The sequence below is a fragment of the Micromonospora sp. NPDC049662 genome, assembly GCF_040675055.1.
Taxonomy (GTDB): Bacteria; Actinomycetota; Actinomycetes; order Mycobacteriales; family Micromonosporaceae; genus Micromonospora.
In genome coordinates this window covers 197357-215365 of sequence record NZ_JBFAOC010000004.1, presented here as the reverse complement: position 1 = coordinate 215365, position 18009 = coordinate 197357, and the positions used below count along the sequence as shown (strand labels likewise).

The following is an 18009-nucleotide window of genomic DNA, read 5'->3' as shown; positions in this document are numbered from 1 at the left end:
TGTTCCAGAAGAACTGGCCGGCCTAGGGCTGTGGCCCGGTCAGGGGCAGTTGACCCACTCCTCGGTGCCGTCGGCGAAGACCTGCCGCTTCCAGATGGGCAAGCGGGCCTTGGCCTCGTCGACCAGTCGGGCACACGCGGTGAAGGCGGCGGCGCGGTGCGCCGTGCTCACCGCGGCGACCAGCGCCACGTCACCGATGGCCAACGGGCCGACCCGGTGCGAGACCGCCACCGCGTAGACGTCGGGGTCGGCCGCGATCTCGGCGGCGACCTCGCGCAACACCTGCGCGGCGCTCGGGTGTCCCTCGTAGTCCAGGCTCACCACCGCACGCCCGTGGTCGTGGTCGCGGACGACGCCCTGGAAGGAGACGACCGCGCCGGCCCGACGGTCGGCGACCGCCGCCTCGTGGGCGGCGAGGTCCAGGGGCCGGTCGGTGACCTCGACGACGGTGATCGCCGGCGCGGTCACGACGCCCGCTCCCCGGGCAGCAACGGCAGCGGCACGATCGGCACCCGGTCACCCTGCGCACCGCTGGTGCCCGGTCGGATGACAGCGAACCCGTCGGCGCCCGCGAGGCCGCGCAGCATCGCCGAACCGACGTGCCGCACCGGGTACGCCGTGCCGGCGGTCCGGTCCAGCCGAACCAGCGCCAGGTGGGTGTGGTCACCGCGCCCGGGCACCGCCTCGGCCAACGTGGCGTGCGGCAACACCGGCATCGAGCGACCCGCGAGGCCGGCGAGCAGCGGCGCGACCAGTGACACCAGCGCGACGATGGCGGACTGCGGATTGCCCGGCAGGCCGGCGACGAACCGGACCCGCCCGTCCGGATCGGCCAGCCGGGCCAACAACATCGGGAAGCCCGGCCGGACCGCCACCGTGTTGACCACGTAGTCGGCGCCCAGCGCCTCCAGGGTGGGGTGCAGATGGTCCACCGGACCGTGCATCGTGCCGCCGGTGGTGCAGACCAGGTCGGCGGTGGTCAGCGCCGTACGCAGCGCCGCCACGTGCGCGGGCAGCGTGTCCGCCACCGGCCCCACCACGTCCGAGGGGCGGACGTGGCACCCGTACCGCCGCAGCCACGCCGGCACCGCTGGGCCCAGCGCGTCCCGCACCCGACCCGCCGCGGGCGGACCCGCCGTCAGCAACTCGTCGCCGAAGACCAGCAGCGCGGCGCGCGGCGCGCGCCGGACCCGCAGCGTGTCGTGGCCGCAGGAGGCGGCCAGGCCGATCACCGCCGGGTCGACCGGCGTGCCGACGGGCAGGAGCTCCTCATCGGCGTACGCCTCCTCGCCCGGCTGCCGCCACTCCGGCGTGCGCCGGGGCGTTCCGCTGACCAGACCGTCGGCGACGGTTGACTCCTCGACGCGCAGCACGGCGCTGGCGCCCTCCGGGACCATCGCTCCGGTCGCGATCTCGACGGTGGTGCCGTCGTCGGTGAGCGGCCCGGGAGTGTTGCCGGCCAGTACCCGGCCGACGATCCGCCACGGCCCGTCGCCCCGGACGGCCCAGCCGTCCACGCTGGAGGTCGGAAACGCGGGTAGGTCGGTGCGGGTGGTCAGGGGCTCGGCCAGGGTCAGTCCGTCGGTGTCGACCAGCGGCCGGGCGACGGCGGGCAGCGCGGCGGCCAGGCCTACCGCGTACACCCGGGACCGCGCCTCCTCCCACCCGGCCGGCGGGGGCGCGGCGACCTGGGCCACCGTTGGTGTGGTTTCCGTTCGCACCGACCGAGCCTATCGGCACGGACGGACAGCCGGCGCGCTCTGACGACGCGAGACGGGTTGCGGGCCGTTCGGTGATCGCTGCGGCGCGGCTGGCTGGGCAGGTTTCGCGCGTGCGGTCAGTGGTCGCCGCCGCGCAGTTGGTCGACGGTGTGGCTGAGGATCGGCCCCAGCACGGCGAGGCCGTCACGGGCGCCGCCCGTCGAACCGGGCAGGTTGACCACCAGCATCCGGCCGGCCACCCCGGCCAGCCCTCGGGACAGCACCGAGGTGGGCACTCGCTCCCGACTGTGCGACCGGATCGCCTCGGCGATGCCGGGGATCTCGTAGTCCAGCAGGGCCCGGGTCACGTCCGGCGTCCGGTCGGACGGCGTGACGCCGGTGCCACCGCTGGTCAACACCACGTCGACACCGTCGCTGACGGCCTCCCGCAGGGCGTCGCCGACGGGCTCACCGTCGGGCACCACCACCGGATCGTCCACCTGACAGCCCAACTCACGCAGGCCCGCGACGAGCAGCGGACCGCTGGTGTCGGCGTAGACGCCGGCCGCCGCCCGGTTGGACGCCACGATCACCCGGGCCCGGATCACGGCCGGTCCTCCGGCCGCACCCACTCGCCGGTCTTGCCGCCCTCCTTGCGCAGCACCCGGACCGCCTCCACCGAGGCCGCCGGGTCGACCGCCTTGACCATGTCGACAAGCGCGAGGCCGGCGACCGCGACGGCGGTGAGCGCCTCCATCTCGACTCCCGTCCGATCCGCCGTGCGGGCGGTGGCGGTGATCTCCACGGTGTCGGTCGTCAGCCGCAGGTCGACGGTGACGCCGTGCAGGGCGATCGGGTGGCAGAGCGGGATCAGCTCCGGGGTGCGTTTGGCCCCCATGATTCCGGCGAGCCGGCCCACCGCCAGCGCGTCGCCCTTGGGCAACCCGTCCCGGTGTAGCAGGTCGACGACCTCTTCGGTGGTGCGCAGACGGCCCGCCGCGACGGCCAGCCGCCCGGTCACCGCCTTGCCGGAGACATCGACCATGCGGGCCGCGCCGGCACGGTCGACGTGGCTGAGCTGCGCGGGTTCGGTCACGGCGCTGAGCCTATCGGGGCGGTACGACGCTCGGACGCTCGGAAGGGGTGACGGCACAGCGGCTCGCCGGGTGCGACGGCGCCTCCACTGGATCGTCACCCCTTCCTGGCCCGACCCGTCACCGGAGTCGCTGGGGGGTGACCCGGTGACGGGCGTGTCTCGACGACCTGGTTCTGCCCAGGGGCAGAACCTCCCCCGTTCGTCGATACGTGGGAGAAGCTACCGAGCCCGGCGATAAGAAATCGATAAGCGACGTGTGGGCAGGTCAGCGACCTGTCTCGTCGTCCAGCCCGGCGAGGCGACGCTCCACGTCGAGGCGTTCCGGCACACCCATCCGGCGGAAGATGGCGAGCGCCCGTTCCCAGTGCCGCCGAGCCTCGGCCGGATCGATGCTGGCGAAGTGTTCGCCCAGCCCAGCCAGCGCCCGTCCCTGCTCGTGCGGGTGGGCGATCCGGGTCGCCAACCGCAGCGCCTCACGGTGCGTCTCGGCTGCCTCGCGGTCCCGCCCACGTGCCCGCAACGTGCTGCCCAGCTCGTTCAACGCCGCCGCCTCGACGTGCCGTTCGCTCGAACCGACCGCCAGGCTGCGGGCCAACTCGTGCTCGTGTTGCGCCTCCGCCAAACGACCCAGACCGCGATAGGCGACACCGAGGTCCAGGCGTACCTCCGCTTCTCCGTAGCGGTGGCCGGTACGGTCGCGAAGCGCCAGCGAAGCCCTGAGGATCCTGATCGCCTGGGGGAGGTCCCCCTTACGCGCGCGTACCGCCCCGATATGGCTGAGGGCGTTGAGCACGTGGAACTCGCTCGAAGTCGTCCGGGCCCAGGCCAGATGACGGCGATGCATCCACAGCGCCTCTTCGTAACGACCCAGTGACATCAGGGCGAGACCGACATTCGCTAACGCCATCGGTGCCCCGACATTGCCGTAGCCCCGGTAGTCACGCAGACGTTCCTTACCGAGCGCCACAGCTTCGCTGAGATGACCGCTCCAGTAATAGACGGGGGCAAGATTGGCCTGGTAGCGAGCCGTACCCAGCCTGTCCCGCGATTCCTTGGAAAGCTCGACCGCGCGGGTCAGATGTTCGAGCGCCCTCCGATTGTCGCCGGTCTTGACGTAAGCGGATGCAAGGTAATTGTGCATCAGCGCCGTCGGCTCGGTGTCGCCCGTCGCCTCGGCCGCAGCCAGCCCATGCTGGTGCGTCGTGACGATGTCCTCGAAGTACCCGCGGATGTAGCAGAATCGCCACAGGGCGCGGGCCAGTCGCCAAGCGTGTTGATGAAAGCCCGACTCATGGGCTGACACCACCATCGTCACCAACTCCGCCCGTTCCGCCTCCAACCACTCGGCACTCGGCTCGCCGAGGGTCTCGAGCAGTTCGGGTCGGTCGAAGGCAAGATGTTCTACCTGGCTTTTGATGACGACCGGCTCGATGGTCTCGGCGATCCGCAGTGCCGCCTCCAGGGCGAAGCCGAACAGTTGGGCCATGGCCGACCTGCGGTCCTGCGGGGAATCGAGGCGAATGCACAGCTCGACCGAGTACTGACGCATCAGGTCGTGTAAGCCGTACTGCCCCGACTTCAGGTCCTGGGCGAGGTGTCGGTCCGTGAGGTCGTCGAGAGCGGCATGAGCTTGTGCCACCGTCAGTCCGGTAAGCGCCGCGACCGTCGTTGAGCTGAAGCGATTACCGGGATACAGGCCCAGAAATCGAAAGACCCGCTTCGTCGACTCGGGAAGAGGTTCGTACGAGGTGGCGAACGCACCGGTGACGGTGGTGTTCTCTCCGCCCAGATGAGGAAGAACCGACGTGGCGGTGGCCATCTGTGCCGCGAGATCCGCCAACCGCCAACCGGGCCGGTGAGCCAGTCGGGCTCCCGCCAGGCGAATCGCCAGCGGAAGGTGGCCGCACCGCCGGACCACCTCGACGGCCGCTGCCGGCTCGGCGTCGATCCGTTCCCGCCCCACGCTCAGCGCCAACAGGTCGACGCCCTCTTCGGGCGACATGACCGGCAGGGACTGAGACGTTCCGAGATCAGGATGGGTGAGACGTCGTCGTGACGTGACCAGGACGACGGCGGTCGGCTCGATCGGCAGGAGGGGAAGGATCTGGTCGCTGCTGGCGGCATTGTCCAAAATGATCACCGACCTGCGGAGGGCCAGCTCGCGTCGCCAGAGTTCCGTCCTGTCGTCCAGGTCAACCGGTATCCGCTCGGACGGCACTCCGAGCTGGCGAAGCAGGACGACCAGGGCCGACGCCGGTCCCACCAGTTCCTTCTCGCCATGCCCGCGCAGGTCGACGTACAAGCGGGCGTTCGGGTACCGGTCGCTCAGTCGACGGGCCAGGTGCACGGCGAGGGTCGTCTTGCCGCTGCCGGCCATCCCGTCGATGAGGTGCACGGCCGGGACGCGGTCCTCGACACGCCGCGTCTCCGCCAGTAATCGTGCCACCGCGGCCTCGCGACCGACGAAGTCGGTGACCGAACGGGGCAGATGATCCACCGTGGCGACCACGGGTCTTGGCGGGGCCGTCGGGTGTCCCGCCGTCCCCGGGGCGGACGTCACCAGCCGTCCCAACCGGGCTTCGCGGTCGGCGACGACGACGGATGCCAACTTCGGCGTCTCGGCGACGATCAGGCCGCGGAGTTCTTCGAGGTTGTTTCCCGGGCTCACGCCCAACTCCGTGACCAGTTGCCGACGAATCTCGTCGTACACGACAAGCGCCTCGGCGCTGTCACCGCGTTCGTGCAGGGCCCGCATGAGCAGGAGGTACGTCGGTTCCCGGAGCGGATGGCGAGCAGCCACCTCCCGCAACGACGGAATCGCGAGATCGTCCCGCCCGGACCGCAGGTGCACCTCGGCGAGGAGTTCCACCGCCAGTAGCCGCTCCTCCTCGACCGCTACGGTTCGAGCCGTCAGGACGGGGCCGAGCGGTAGGCCGGCGAGCATGGAGCCCTGCCACCGGGCCAACGCACGGCCCAGTAGTTCTGACGCCCGCGCCAGGTCGCCGGCGCCCAGAGCGTTCCGGCCCGCGTAGAGCTCCTTCTGGAAGCGGAAGACATCGATCACATCCGGTCGCACGGTGAGTCGATAGCCGTTCCCCTGCCGTACGAGAGTCGCGTCCGCGAGCGCCAACGTCTCGAACTCCCGGCGAAGATTTGCCGCGTAGGTCCGCACATTCGCTACGGCGGATCGCGGAGGGCGCTCCACCCACAGCTCGTCTATGAGATCGGTCAGCGTCACCAACTGGCCCGGTTGAACAGCGAGCATCGCGAAGACTACCCGTTGTTTCGGTGTGCCCAGGTGCAACTTGTGGTCAGCAAGCAGCACCTCCACGTCACCGAGCAGGTTGATCTTCAACCGTTCCCCCGAATTCACATCCATCGGTGTTTAGCTGATCACACTGGGAAAGGCTATCGGCGTCCACAATTCGGAACAGCCCCTCGACCAGACCCCCCAAACCCACACCGACCAGGCAAGAAAGACCAGATTCTGCCCGACCGGATTGAGCCTGAACCCGAACTGACGGATAGGCCGTCCGCACACCGTCGCCAGACTAGGGAGGAGGTGGCAACGCCGATAGCCTCTCAGCAGGGCGCAAGCTGCGAACCGCCAGTGCAGTACGACCGCGCTCCGCTCAGGCGGCATGGACAGACCGTCACAAAGCTCGCCAGCTTGGCTAATGTTGCGTATACCGACATTTATTGCTACTAAAACCGCGTAGCTCCTCTTAGGCTCCCCGTCACGAGAACGGTTCCGGAATACGGAAACGGCCGGACGAGTGGAGGGGGCATGCAATGCGCGGCAGCGACTGGTACTGACATCCGGGTGACACTGAGCGGTAAGCTCCCGTCGTCAACAGGTAACTGTCGGCGACGACGGGAGCTTCATGGGCCAGGGGTCACCGCAGAGTCCCAGGACAGATCGGCAGCTTCTGCTGCTCGTCGGTCTCATCGTCGTCATGGCAATCGTCCCCACAGTCGTCGCCGGGGCCGACGTGTCGACCCGTCCGCCCGACTCCGTGGGCGACGGCGCGACGTTCGTGGCGCTGACCTTCATGACTGCGCTCGGCACAATCGTCATGGCGCCTATCCGTATCCGCTCCACCACCCACGCCATCACCTGGGTCGAGACGGCGATCGTGATAGGGCTCGCCGTCGCACCACCCTCCTGGGTGGTCCTGGCAACGGGCGCCGGCGTCGGTGTGGGGTCGGTAATCATGAAGCTGCCAACGATCAAGGCAGCTTTCGCAGTCAGCAAGAACATCCTGGTGGCCGGTGGGGCGGGCGTCGCCACCGTGGCCGTCCACTGGCAGTGGCCGTCCGCCGGCGTGGTCGAACTGGCCTCCCTGCTCGGTGTGATCTACCTGGTAGCGGCGCTGCTCGACGATCTGCTGGCGATCCCGGTGATCGCGCTGGCTACCAGCACGCCCATTTCGCGGCAGTTCCTTAACAACCTTGACCTCCGCATCGCCGGCTTCGGCGTGCGCTTCATCGTCGCCTTCTGCACGCTCCTCATCCTCCGGGAAGATCCCCGACTGCTGCTCGCTGTCCCGCCACTGATGTTGAGCCTGCACCTCGCCTACTCCGCACGTATCCGGGGTCGCACCGAACAGCAGGCGTGGCAGCGACTCGCCCGCACCACCGACGCGCTCAACGTGGTCGACCTGGACAACGTCCTCACCACGGCCGTCACCCAGGCCGCCGAACTGTTCTCCGCCGACGAGGTCGAGATCGAGCTCCGCGACGGTGGTCGCACCGTCCGGGGCGCCACCGGTGGCATCACCTTCGACGGGCCGACCGACACAGCCACCGAGGTGGACGGCACCGTCGTGCCCACTCCGCTGGAGGGCCACGACCGCTCCGTCGACATCGGCGTCCTGCGCCTACGCTTCCGTGGGCCGGTGCGGCTGTCCGAGCGGGAGCAGTACACGCTGCGGACCTTCGCCTCGGCGCTCTGCACGGCGGTCCGTAACGCACAGGCGTACGCCGAGCTGGCCCGGGTGGCCGACGAGCACGCGTACGCCGCCGCGCACGACGCCCTCACCGGCCTCGCGAACCGGCGGCAGTTGCTCGATCAGGGCACCGAGCAGCTCAGTGCCCGGCACGCCGACGGGGTGACCGCTCTCGTGCTGATCGACCTCAACCACTTCAAGGAGGTCAACGACACCCTCGGCCACGCTGCCGGCGACCAGGTGCTGGTCCAGGTCGCCGACCGGCTGCGCGGGGCCGCCCAGGCGAGCGACCTGGTGGCCCGCCTCGGCGGCGACGAGTTCGCCGTACTCCTACGCGGGCTGCCGGCGCCGGCGGTGGCCGCGCACCGGGCCGACACGCTGCTGGCTGCCCTGCACGAGCCGTTCGAGCTGGACGGGATGCGGATCAGCGTCGAGGCCAGCGGCGGGATCTCCGTGGCCCCGGCCAGCGGTGGCATGGCCGAGCTGCTGCGCCGCGCGGACGTGGCGATGTACCAGGCGAAGCGGGCCGGGCAGCGGATCTCCACGTACGCGCCGACCCGGGACACCGCCGACCTGAACCGCCTCACCCTCGGCGGTGACCTGCCCCGCGCGGTCGCCGACCACGAGTTCATCGTCAACTTCCAACCCATCGTCGACCTGGGCACCGGCGAGGTGACCAGCGCCGAGGCGCTGGCCCGCTGGCACCACCCCACCCACGGGCTGATCGACCCGCTGCGCTTCCTGGAGGCGGTGGAACGCTCGGGAATGCTGCCAGCCTTCGCCGAGGCCATCCTCGACCAGGCACTGATGGCCGCCGCCGACTGGCGTGACGCCGGCTTCGACGTGCCGGTGGCGGTCAACGTCTCGCCGCGCAGCCTGCTCGACGCGCGCTTCCCCGGCTCGGTACTGGCCCGGCTGCGCGCCCACGACCTGCCGCCCGAGCGGCTGGTGCTGGAGCTGACCGAGACGTTGACGCTCAGCCAACTCGACGTGGTCGACCGGGTCCTCAGCCGGCTGCGCGACGAGGGCGTCCGGTTGGCGCTGGACGACTTCGGCACCGGCTACTCCTCCCTCTCGCTGCTCTCCCGGATACCCGTGCACGAGTTGAAGATCGACCGCAGCTTCGTCACGACCATGGAGAGTTCGGCCGAGGCCGCGGCCGTCATCCGCTCCACCCTCGACCTGGGCCGCAGCCTCAACCTTGCGGTGGTCGCCGAAGGCGTGGAGAGCGAACCGCAGCGGCGGGCCCTCTGGGAGCTGGGCTGCTCGGCCGGTCAGGGCCACCTGTTCGCCCGACCGATGCCCGCCGGGACCCTGCTCGCCACGATGCAGCGCGGCTCGGGGGGCCAACCCGGGACGCTGGCGCCGCCGCTGCACGACACCGGCGCGGTGATCCGCCTCAACCAGACCCGCCGCCAGGCCGGTCGCTCCCGCCCGGACCGCCACCTCCCGGCCTGACCGGGCACCTGCGCACCGACCAGGCTGCGGCCGGACGGCCAGCTGGGTGAGCAGCGAGATCTGCCAGACTGGCGGCCGTGACCGCCGACGCCCCGACCGCCCTTCACCAGCGCTGGCGGACGCTCGAAACCGCCGCCGGCGGACTCGCCCTCGACCTGGGTCTCTACACCGTGTCGGCCCTGTTCGCGGCGATCACCGCGAGCACGTCGACCCTCCTGCCGCACCGGGCCTGGGGTGCCGTCGCCGCCGTCGGCTACCTGGTCGCGACGATGGCGGTGATCGTCCAACTCGTGCTGCGCCGACGCAGCCCCCGGCTGGCCGGCCTCGCCTCCCGCTGGGTGGTGACGGGTTTCGCCTGGGTGACCACCGCACTGGTACCCGTGCTCTGGCAGAGCATCGAACGGGCCAACGGACGCACCGACCGGGCCCAGGAGGAAGTGCTGGTCGTCGAGCAGGCCGGCATCCGACTGCTCGACCATGCCACGCCGTACCTCGGTCGGGACGCGATCGCCGCCCTGCCGCCCGGTGAGCAACTGCTCGGATACACGCCGTACCAGCCGGGCATGGCGATGTTCGGCCTGCCCCGAGCCCTCGTCGACGTCTGGTGGACCGACGCCCGGGTGTGGTTCGCGCTGGGCACCGCGCTGGCGCTCGCCCTGGCCGTGGTCGCGCTGCGCGCCGCGCAAGCCACCCTCGACGCGAAACAGCGGCGGGACGCCGCCCTGCTGCGGGGAGTGCAGGCCGCCACCGTCCTGCCCGTCTGCGCGCTGACCCTGGCCACCGGCGGCGACGACCTACCCGTACTCGCGCTCTGCCTGCTCGCCCTCGCGCTCGCCGCCGCCGGACGGCCGGGCCGGGCCGGTCTCGCGGTCGGCCTGGCCGGCGCGCTGAAGCTGTTCGCCTGGCCGATCGCCCTGGTCCTGATCGTCTGGGGTCTGACCCGGCGAGCCGGCGCCCGGGTCGCCGCCGGCGCGATCGGGCTACCCGTGCTCGCCCTGCTCCCGGCGTTGCTCGTCGACCGCGGTGCCCTCACCGAGAACGTGCTGCGCTTTCCCCTCGGCCACGGCCTGGTCACCAGCCCGGCGCAGTCTCCGTTCCCCGGCCACCTGATCGCCACCACCCTGCCGGGAGGCCGGCTGATCGCCGCCACCCTCCTGGTCGCGGCCGGCGCGGCCATCGCCGTCCGGCTCGCGCGACGCCCGCCCGGCACCGCCGCGACCGTCGCTTCGATCTGCGGGTACGGGCTACTCGCCGCCATCGCCCTCATGCCCTCCACCCGGTTCGGTTACCTGCTCTACCCGGTGGCGCTGCTCGTCTGGGCACCCGCGGTGCACCGCCCGGAGTCCGCACCCACCACCCCGACGCCCGAGCACCTGCCCGGTCGGGCCACATCGGCGTAACCGGCGGGCGAAACGACGTCGCACGGCGTACACCTGAGGGCATGACCACCTACCGCGACCGCGCCGAGGCGGGCCGGGTGCTCGCCGAACGGCTCACCGCCCTGGTCGGTGACCCGGACGCCGTCGTCCTCGGCCTGGTCCGCGGCGGCGTACCGGTGGCCCAGGTCGTCGCCGAACGGCTCGGCGTCCCCCTCGACGTGCTGGTCGTCCGCAAGCTCGGCATGCCCTGGGCGCGGGAGGTCGCCTTCGGCGCGCTCGGCCCCGGTGGCGTGCAGGTGCTCAACGACGCGATCGCCAGCCGCCTCGGCAGCAGCGACATCGCCGAGGTCAGCCACCGCGAACAGGTCGAGTTGGAGCGCCGCGAGCGGCTCTACCGGGGCGGTCGCCCACCGCTGGACCTCACCGGACGCGTCGCCGTGATCGTCGACGACGGTCTGGCCACCGGCGCGACCGCCCGTGCCGCCGTCGAGGTCGCCCGCCGGCTCGGCGCCCGCCGCGTCGTGGTGGCTGTGCCGGTCGGCGCCCAGGAGGCGTACGAGCTGCTGGCCGCCGAAGCCGACCAGGTCATCTGCGCCCAACGCCCGCCGGAGTTCGGCTCGGTGAGCGTCTACTACGACGACTTCCACGAGGTCTCCGACGACGAAGTCATCGCGGCGCTCACAGCAATCGCTTAGGTCGACCGGGTACCGTCGGGTGATGAGTGACCTCATCTGTCCCAAGTGTCGCGGCGAGATGCGCCAGTACGAGCGCAGCGGCGTCGTCATCGACCAGTGTGGCGAGTGCCGGGGCATCTTCCTCGATCGCGGCGAGCTCGAGAAGCTGTTCGAGGCAGAGGCCAACTGGAGTCGCCAACAGGCCGGGCCGACCGCGCCGGCCCAGCAGCCGGGCGGTTACGCGCCCCCACCGCCGCCGCCCGCCCAGCACCAGCCCGGTTACGGCGCCGTCCCGCCACCGCCGCCCCCGCCGCCCGCGCACGGCTACCCGCCGGCGCCTGCCTATGGCCACCAGCAGCAGCAGCACTACGGCTACCACGGCCACTACCGGCACAAGAAGCGCAAGAGCTTCCTCGACGAGATGTTCGGCTGAGCCCAGCCGAGTCTTCCTGCCCGGGTCGATCCACGTCGACCCGGGCAACGCCGCGAGTGATTGGCTGACCCGGCGGTCCGTGCGAGGCTGCATCGCATGACCGCCACCCGGCACGACGAGGCCCTCGCCGAGGCGTACGACGGCATCACCGCAGTGGTCGACGCCCTCGACGACGCTGACCTGCAACGGGCCACCCGATGCCAGGGCTGGCTCGTCGCCGACCTGCTCCTGCACGTGCTCGGCGACGCCCAGCGGGCACTGGTGGCCCTGGCCAGCCCGGTCGACGGTCCGGCAGACGTGGACGACGTCTCCTACTGGCGGGGCTTCCCGGGCGGCGACGAACAGGCAGCCCGGCACGCCTGGTGGATCCGGCGGTCGGCGTCCGCCTTCGACCGGCCGACGGCCATCGTCCGGCTGTGGCGGGAGACCGCCCCGGCGGCGGTCCGCGCCGCCGGGTTCGCGGACCCCGAGGGGTACGTGACCACACAGGGCCACGTGCTGCGCGTACCCGATCTCCTGGCGACCCTGACCACCGAGGCCGTGGTGCACCACCTGGACCTCACGGTGGAGCTGCCGGCCGCGCCGCCGCCCGGACCGCTGGCGGTGCGCGTGGCGGTGTCCACAATGGATGGCCTGTTGAGCGACGACGCCGTACGCCCTGCCGGGTGGGATGACCAGGAGTTCCTGCTGAAGGCGACCGGCCGGCTGCCGCTCACCGACCGGGACCGGCTGGAGTTGGGCGAGGCGGCGGGCTGGTTCCCTCTGCTGGGGTGACGTAATGCACCATGGACACATGGATTCTTCAACCGACCTGCTGCCGAAGATCGGTGCGCCGGCCACCCGCGCCTTGCACAACGCCGGTTACACGACTCTGCGCGAGTTGGCCGGGGTGCCCCGTAAGGAGCTGGCCGCACTGCACGGCATGGGCCCGAAGGCGCTCGACATCATCCAGGCCGCTCTCGAGAAGCACGACCTCAGCCTGGGGTGATGCCTGTCTCCAGCCGTTGCCTCGGGCGATTCGGCCGGCGGCGGATTGGCGAGCCGTACGGCGCCCCGCGGACGCCGATCATCCGATGGCCATGTCCACGAATCGCGAGAGGTGCAGTTGGGCTGCGACCGTCACCGTGTCGGTCGGGCCATTTCGATGCTTGGCAACGATGAAGTCCGCTTCGCCCGCCCGCGGTGACTCCTTGTCGTAGTAATCGTCGCGATGCAGCAGGATGACAACGTCTGCATCCTGCTCAATTGAACCCGATTCACGCAAATCGGACAACTGTGGACGCTTGTCGGTGCGCTGCTCCGGGCCACGGTTGAGCTGGCTGACCGCGATGACGGGGCACTCGACCTCCTTGGCCAGCAGCTTGAGGCCACGGGAGAGGTCGGCGACCTCCTGCTGGCGGCTTTCGGTGCGTTTGGGCGAGGTCATCAGCTGGAGGTAGTCGACCACGATCATCTTGAGGTCGTGCCGCTGCTTGAGTCGGCGGGCCTTCGCGCGAATCTCCATCAGGTTCATGCTGGGCGTGTCGTCGACGAACAACGGCGCTTCGCTGATCTCACCCATGCAGCGGGCCAGCTTGGTCCAGTCGTCGTCGGAGAGCTGCCCGCTGCGCAGCACGTGCAGCGGCACCCGCGCCTCGGCCGAGAGCAGTCGCATGACGATCTCGACCTTGCTCATTTCCAGCGAGAAGATGGCAGCGGCCTGGTTGGCGCGAATGGCGGCATTTCGGGCAAAGTCCATACTCGCCGTAGATTTGCCCAAACCGGGCCGCCCGGCCACAATGATCAACTGCCCCGCGTGCAGGCCGTTGAGCAGCCGGTCCAGGTCGCTGAAGCCGGTCGGCACGCCCGTCATCACGCCGCCCTGCGCGCCCACCGCCTCGATCTCGTCCAGCGTCGGCTGGAGCATGTCGGCCAGGATCGCGAAGTCCTCGCTGACCCGGCGTTCGGTGACGTCGTAGACGGCCTGCTGGGCGAGATCCACGACGTCGTCGACGTCGCGGCTGCCGCCGCTGGCGGTGCCGTAGCCCAGCTGCACGATCTTGGTGCCGGCCTCGACGAGCCGACGCAGCACGGCACGCTCGCTGACGATGCGGGCGTAGTACGAGGCGTTGGCGGCGGTGGGAACGCTGGCGATGAGGGTGTGCAGATAGGGAGCGCCACCGATGCGGGCCAGGTCGCCCGAGTCGGTCAGGGCGGCGGCCACGGTGATCGGGTCTGCCGGCTCACCCCGACCGTAGATGTCGAGGATGGTGTCGAAGATGGTGGCGTGCACCGGCCGGTAGAAGTCGTTGGTCTTGAGGATCTCGACGACGTCGGCGATGGCGTCCTTGGAGAGCAACATGCCACCGAGGACGCACTGCTCGGCAGCGACGTCCTGGGGTGGAGTCTTGTCGAACTGTCCGTCCCGCTGCACGGGTGGCTGGCCGTTGCCGGACCGGGCCTCCGCCCGCATGTCGTCGGTGACCGACACCGGTCCCCCCTCCACTGCGTCGGATCCGTCCCAGCATTACCGCCCGGGTACGACAGTTCTCCCGACCGAACCGGTCGATCGGGGGCCATCGCGCCGGCGGTCGAGGGCCAACCATACGGACCCCGAGGTCAGCGACTCAACAAGCACGGTGGACGAGCCTCGGGACAACCTGTGGACGCCGGTGGGCGAGCATGTGCGCAGGGTGTGCACAGCCTGTGGACAACCGCTGGGGAATTCTCGGCCGCAGGTCGTTGACCTGGCGATATGCGGTCCCCACCCTGTGGAGGAGAATATTTCGGTCGGTTCTTTTACACGATCTTCCCGTACTATCTCCAGCGAACGGCTACACCTGGACAGCGGATCACGCTTTGGGTTCAGAAGGGTCACACTCCGGCCGTGAGTTACCGGGACTGGGGACGCGGGGAGGGCAGCCCGCGGGAGCGTCCGTCAACCGCCTCGTGGGGTCAGCCCGCGCTGCCCGCTCCGGCCGATCCGTACGACGAGGACGCGCCCTACCGCACCTCCAGTCGGCGGCGTGCGCGGGACCGTGGGCAGGACGAGCCGGTCGACGCCTACCTGCCGCGGTGGGCGCTGGAATCGGGCGTCCAGCGTGCCGACGGTGGTGGACGACACGCCGCGCCCGACGAGGCACAGGACGAGGTGGAGCCGGAGCGTCCGAGCTCCGGCGCCGGTTGGCGCAGCGCCGAGACGACGGGCAGACGCCGGGCTGACGCGAGCGGTCGGCGCGAGCAGCGGGCGATCGGTGCGAGCGGTCGGCGCGAGCAGCCGGCGATCGGGGCGGGTGGTCGGCGCGAGCAGCCAGCGATCGGCGCGGGCCCCGAATCGGACCACACCCGGGAGTGGACGCTCGACCGTCCCCAGGAGCAGGGCTATGCGGGCCGCCGACGCGCCGACTCGGCGGAGGAGGAGCCGGTCTCCGGTGCGGCCGCCGACCGTCGTCCCCGTCGTGCGCCGGCCGGTCGTCCGCAGGTGATCTGGTCCGGTGGGGACCTGGAGGCCGGCCCGGCCGAGGCGACGTCCCGCCCGGAGGTGAGCCGACCGACGCGGCGCAGCCGGCGCGCGGCGGAGGAGTCGTGGACTCGTCCGGCGGTCGATCCCTGGGAACGCGGGTCGGAGCGGCCGGCGGAGCCGGATCCGTCGTACGCGCCCGCGGTGGACCCGTGGGACGCGTCGGGCGTGCACGCGTGGCCGCCGCCCGGCCCGGACACCACGGACCTGAGCGGGCAGTGGTCGCAGGGGGAGAGTGTCGGTGGTTGGGAGCGGTCCGACCGCACCGGCCAGTGGGAGCGGTCTGCGGTCGAGGACGACCAGTGGGACCGGACGCTGCCACCCCGCTCGGATCGACTGACGGAGGGATGGCCGAGCCGGGACAGCGGTTTCTGGCCCGGTACGCGGTTGTCCGGTGACGATCCGCGCTGGATGGACACCACGACGACGTCGGCGCCTCGGTCGCCGGTGGTGGGTTACACCGCCCCGCGACCGCGTAGTGCGCCCGTACCCCCTTCCGGCACCGTGCGTCGGGCGGACCGGTCGCCGGTCGGTACGGCGGCGGTGCGGCGGCGGGTCGAGTCGGTGGCGGCGGGCGGCTGGGCGCGGCGTCTGGAGGATGACCTCCTCGACCCTGATCCCGGTGGGTCGGTCCGGCCGCTGCTGTACACCACCGCCTGCTACGTGGTGCCGGCCGTGCTGATCTTCCTGTGGTTGCTGACGCTGGACGGGCAGGCGCCCGCCGGTTGTGTCACCGACATCTCCGGGGGTGGCTGCGACTCCGCACGGTCCCGTGCGTTGGAGTCGTTGCTCGCCGGTTCCCCGCGTTTCGGGTTGGCGCTGGTGAGCAGCCTGGTGGTGGCTGCGCTGCTGCGGCGGGTCGGCACGACGTGGCGGTCGGCGACGATCGCGCTCGCCGCGGCGGTGGTCGGTGGTGGTCTGTCCACGGTGCTGATCAGCGCGGTGACCGGTCAACCGATCGGCTGAGGCTGGCGAGCCGGATCACTTGTGGCGTATGCGCGAAGGCCCGCACCGATCGCTCGGTGCGGGCCTTCGTCGTGGTCCAGCGGGTCGTCAGCCCTGAACGACGTTCAGGTTGAACGACGCGGTGACCTCGGGGTGCAGCTTGATCTTCACCGGGTAGGTGCCGGTCGACTTGATGTGACCGGGCACCTCCAGCCGACGACGGTCGAGGACCGGACCGCCGGCGCCCTTGACGGCGTCGACGATCTCGGCCGAGGTGACCGAGCCGAAGAGCCGCCCGCCGTCGCCGGCACGGGCCTTCAGGTTGACCTTGAGACCCTCGAGCTGGCCCTTGACCTCGTTGGCGTGGTCGAGGTCGCGGATCTCACGGGCCGAGCGGGCCCGCTTGATGACCGTGACCTGCTTTTCCGCGCCCTTGGTCCAGGCGATCGCGAAGCCCTGCGGCAGCAGGTAGTTACGGCCGAAGCCGTCCTTGACCTCGACGATGTCGCCCGGGGCACCGAGGCCGGACACTTCCTGAGTCAGGATGATCTTCATATCGGTGCCTCCTCTCAGCGGGCCGTTGCGGTGTACGGCAGGAGCGCCATCTCGCGGGCGTTCTTGACCGCGCGGGCGATCTGCCGCTGCTGCTGCGAGGTCACGCCGGTGACCCGCCGAGCGCGGATCTTGCCGCGGTCGGAGATGAACTTGCGCAGCAGCGCCGTGTCCTTGTAATCGATGTAGGTGATCCCGTCCTTGTCGAGCGGGTTCACCTTCTTCTTAGGCTTGCGAAGTGCCGCAGCCTTGGCCATTGACCTTGCTCCTGGTTTGCGATCGCGGGCGCTCGGCGCCATTAGAACGGAGGCTCCTCGTCGAAGTTGCCGCCCGAACCGGCACGCGCGGGAGAGGGTGCGGCCGAAGCCCAGGGGTCGTCGAAGTTGCCTCCGCCGCCACCCTGGCCACCACCACCGCCGCCACCACCGAAGCCGCCGCCACCGCCACCGGAGCGGGACATCTTCTGCACCTTCGCCGTGGCGTAGCGCAGCGACGGGCCGATCTCGTCGACCTCAAGCTCGATGACGGTGCGCTTCTCACCCTCGCGGGTCTCGTATGACCGCTGACGCAGCCGGCCCGAGACGATCACCCGAGCGCCGCGCTGCAGCGACTCGGCGACGTGCTCGGCGGCCTGCCGCCAGACGGTGCAAGCGAGGAACAGCGGCTCGCCGTCCTTCCACTCGCCCGACGCCTTGTCCATGAATCGGGGCGTCGAGGCGATACGGAACTTGGCGACCGCAGCCCCGGAGGGGGTGAACCGCAACTCGGGGTCATCGGTCAGATTGCCGATGACCGTGATGGTGGTGTCTCCTGCCATGACCATCTCCTCGCGCACTCAGCGTCTCGTCGTACAGGCTCTCAGAGCCGTACGACAGAGTCGCGGAGGCTGATCCGGGCGAACCGGGTTGAATGCCGGACAGAATGCTTAGCGCATCTCCGGCCGGATGACCTTGGTGCGCAGCACGGACTCGTTCAGCCGGAGCTGACGGTCCAGCTCAGCCACGGCAGCAGGCGTGGCCTGCAGGTCGACGACGGCGTAGATGCCCTCGGCCTTTTTGTTGATCTCGAACGCGAGGCGCCGGCGGCCCCACACGTCCGTCTTCTCAACCGAGCCACCCGCGGTCCGAATCACGTTCAGGTACGTGTCGAGCGACGGGGCGACGGTGCGCTCCTCGAGGCTGGGGTCGAGGATCACCATGATCTCGTAATGACGCAAGACGTGCTCACCTCCTGTGGGCTAAGCGGCCACGGTCCTTCCGTGGCAGGAGGTCGTGCGTCGCTGCCCGCACGTGCCGGGGGAACCCGGCCGGACGCGGACAACCTG

17 protein-coding genes and 1 pseudogene are annotated in these 18009 nt (G+C 70.6%); 7 read left to right on the top strand and 11 right to left on the bottom strand.

The features are described from left to right. Positions 1 to 39 precede the first annotated feature (39 nt). The 6 genes and pseudogenes from AB0J36_RS05360 to AB0J36_RS05335 form a co-directional block, all read right to left on the bottom strand. Positions 40 to 468 carry a molybdenum cofactor biosynthesis protein MoaE gene (locus AB0J36_RS05360; protein ID WP_355048616.1) on the bottom strand — a complete coding sequence of 143 codons (429 nt, stop codon included), beginning with the start codon at positions 466 to 468 and terminating at the stop codon, positions 40 to 42. After that, positions 465 to 1697 (bottom strand): molybdopterin molybdotransferase MoeA, encoded by a 1233-nt coding sequence (locus tag AB0J36_RS05355; protein WP_357131803.1) that lies wholly within the window; start codon positions 1695 to 1697, stop codon positions 465 to 467. Before AB0J36_RS05355 ends, AB0J36_RS05360 begins: the two co-directional genes overlap by 4 nt. Positions 1698 to 1837: 140 nt before the next feature. Continuing rightward, complete coding sequence (locus AB0J36_RS05350) at positions 1838 to 2308, bottom strand: MogA/MoaB family molybdenum cofactor biosynthesis protein (protein WP_357131399.1); 471 nt, start codon at positions 2306 to 2308, stop codon at positions 1838 to 1840. Beyond that, entirely contained in the window at positions 2305 to 2796 is a 492-nt protein-coding gene (gene moaC / locus AB0J36_RS05345) for a cyclic pyranopterin monophosphate synthase MoaC (RefSeq protein ID WP_357131396.1), read from the bottom strand. The genes AB0J36_RS05350 and moaC overlap by 4 nt, the downstream gene beginning before the upstream one ends. Positions 2797 to 3061: 265 nt before the next feature. After that, positions 3062 to 5305, bottom strand: coding sequence for a tetratricopeptide repeat protein (locus AB0J36_RS05340; RefSeq protein WP_357421859.1), 2244 nt, complete (start codon positions 5303 to 5305; stop codon positions 3062 to 3064). Between the two features lie 186 nt (positions 5306 to 5491). Beyond that, positions 5492 to 6061, bottom strand: a pseudogene (locus tag AB0J36_RS05335) (AfsR/SARP family transcriptional regulator); the annotation flags it as partial. Between the two features lie 619 nt (positions 6062 to 6680). On the opposite strand from AB0J36_RS05335, the gene AB0J36_RS05330 reads away from it, so the two are divergent. The 6 genes from AB0J36_RS05330 (at position 6681) to AB0J36_RS05305 (ending at position 12677) form a co-directional block, all read left to right on the top strand. Further along, the gene (locus AB0J36_RS05330) at positions 6681 to 9203 is read left to right on the top strand and encodes an EAL domain-containing protein (RefSeq protein WP_357131393.1); all 2523 of its coding nucleotides are present in this window, start codon (positions 6681 to 6683) and stop codon (positions 9201 to 9203) included. Between the two features lie 77 nt (positions 9204 to 9280). Further along, positions 9281 to 10603, top strand: coding sequence for a glycosyltransferase 87 family protein (locus AB0J36_RS05325; protein WP_363660124.1), 1323 nt, complete (start codon positions 9281 to 9283; stop codon positions 10601 to 10603). A 41-nt stretch (positions 10604 to 10644) separates the two neighbouring features. After that, a complete protein-coding gene (locus AB0J36_RS05320) occupies positions 10645 to 11277 on the top strand; it encodes a phosphoribosyltransferase family protein (RefSeq protein WP_357131387.1) in 633 nt (210 codons plus the stop codon). Positions 11278 to 11299: 22 nt separating this feature from the next. Then, entirely contained in the window at positions 11300 to 11689 is a 390-nt protein-coding gene (locus AB0J36_RS05315) for a zf-TFIIB domain-containing protein (protein WP_357131384.1), read from the top strand. Between the two features lie 96 nt (positions 11690 to 11785). Beyond that, the gene (locus AB0J36_RS05310; RefSeq protein WP_357131381.1) at positions 11786 to 12463 is read left to right on the top strand and encodes a maleylpyruvate isomerase N-terminal domain-containing protein; all 678 of its coding nucleotides are present in this window, start codon (positions 11786 to 11788) and stop codon (positions 12461 to 12463) included. 19 nt (positions 12464 to 12482) lie between these two features. After that, on the top strand, positions 12483 to 12677 hold the full coding sequence (locus tag AB0J36_RS05305) for a helix-hairpin-helix domain-containing protein (RefSeq protein ID WP_357131378.1): 195 nt from the start codon (positions 12483 to 12485) through the stop codon (positions 12675 to 12677). A gap of 78 nt (positions 12678 to 12755) precedes the next feature. Here the strand turns inward: AB0J36_RS05305 and dnaB are convergent, their stop codons facing one another. Next, positions 12756 to 14159 carry a replicative DNA helicase gene (gene dnaB, locus AB0J36_RS05300; RefSeq protein WP_357131374.1) on the bottom strand — a complete coding sequence of 468 codons (1404 nt, stop codon included), beginning with the start codon at positions 14157 to 14159 and terminating at the stop codon, positions 12756 to 12758. 396 nt (positions 14160 to 14555) lie between these two features. On the opposite strand from dnaB, the gene AB0J36_RS05295 reads away from it, so the two are divergent. Beyond that, entirely contained in the window at positions 14556 to 16154 is a 1599-nt protein-coding gene (locus AB0J36_RS05295; RefSeq protein ID WP_357171766.1) for a hypothetical protein, read from the top strand. An 87-nt stretch (positions 16155 to 16241) separates the two neighbouring features. Here AB0J36_RS05295 and rplI read toward each other — a convergent pair whose 3' ends face one another. The 4 genes from rplI to rpsF form a co-directional block, all read right to left on the bottom strand. Then, positions 16242 to 16688 carry a 50S ribosomal protein L9 gene (rplI, locus tag AB0J36_RS05290; protein ID WP_007453817.1) on the bottom strand — a complete coding sequence of 149 codons (447 nt, stop codon included), beginning with the start codon at positions 16686 to 16688 and terminating at the stop codon, positions 16242 to 16244. 14 nt (positions 16689 to 16702) lie between these two features. Beyond that, positions 16703 to 16942, bottom strand: a complete 240-nt coding sequence (gene rpsR, locus AB0J36_RS05285; protein WP_007073789.1) for a 30S ribosomal protein S18 — start codon at positions 16940 to 16942, stop codon at positions 16703 to 16705. A 41-nt stretch (positions 16943 to 16983) separates the two neighbouring features. Then, positions 16984 to 17520, bottom strand: coding sequence for a single-stranded DNA-binding protein (locus AB0J36_RS05280; RefSeq protein WP_357131366.1), 537 nt, complete (start codon positions 17518 to 17520; stop codon positions 16984 to 16986). 90 nt (positions 17521 to 17610) lie between these two features. Next, on the bottom strand, positions 17611 to 17901 hold the full coding sequence (gene rpsF / locus AB0J36_RS05275) for a 30S ribosomal protein S6 (protein ID WP_007453836.1): 291 nt from the start codon (positions 17899 to 17901) through the stop codon (positions 17611 to 17613). Positions 17902 to 18009 lie beyond the last annotated feature (108 nt).

Coding starts and splice junctions, on each gene's coding strand:
- AB0J36_RS05330 (WP_357131393.1), top strand. CDS start 6,681: ATGGGCCAGGGGTCACCGCAGAGTCCCAGGACAGATCGGCAGCTTCTG.
- AB0J36_RS05320 (WP_357131387.1), top strand. CDS start 10,645: ATGACCACCTACCGCGACCGCGCCGAGGCGGGCCGGGTGCTCGCCGAA.
- AB0J36_RS05315 (WP_357131384.1), top strand. CDS start 11,300: ATGAGTGACCTCATCTGTCCCAAGTGTCGCGGCGAGATGCGCCAGTAC.
- AB0J36_RS05310 (WP_357131381.1), top strand. CDS start 11,786: ATGACCGCCACCCGGCACGACGAGGCCCTCGCCGAGGCGTACGACGGC.
- AB0J36_RS05305 (WP_357131378.1), top strand. CDS start 12,483: ATGGATTCTTCAACCGACCTGCTGCCGAAGATCGGTGCGCCGGCCACC.
- rplI (WP_007453817.1), bottom strand. CDS start 16,688: ATGAAGATCATCCTGACTCAGGAAGTGTCCGGCCTCGGTGCCCCGGGC.
- rpsR (WP_007073789.1), bottom strand. CDS start 16,942: ATGGCCAAGGCTGCGGCACTTCGCAAGCCTAAGAAGAAGGTGAACCCG.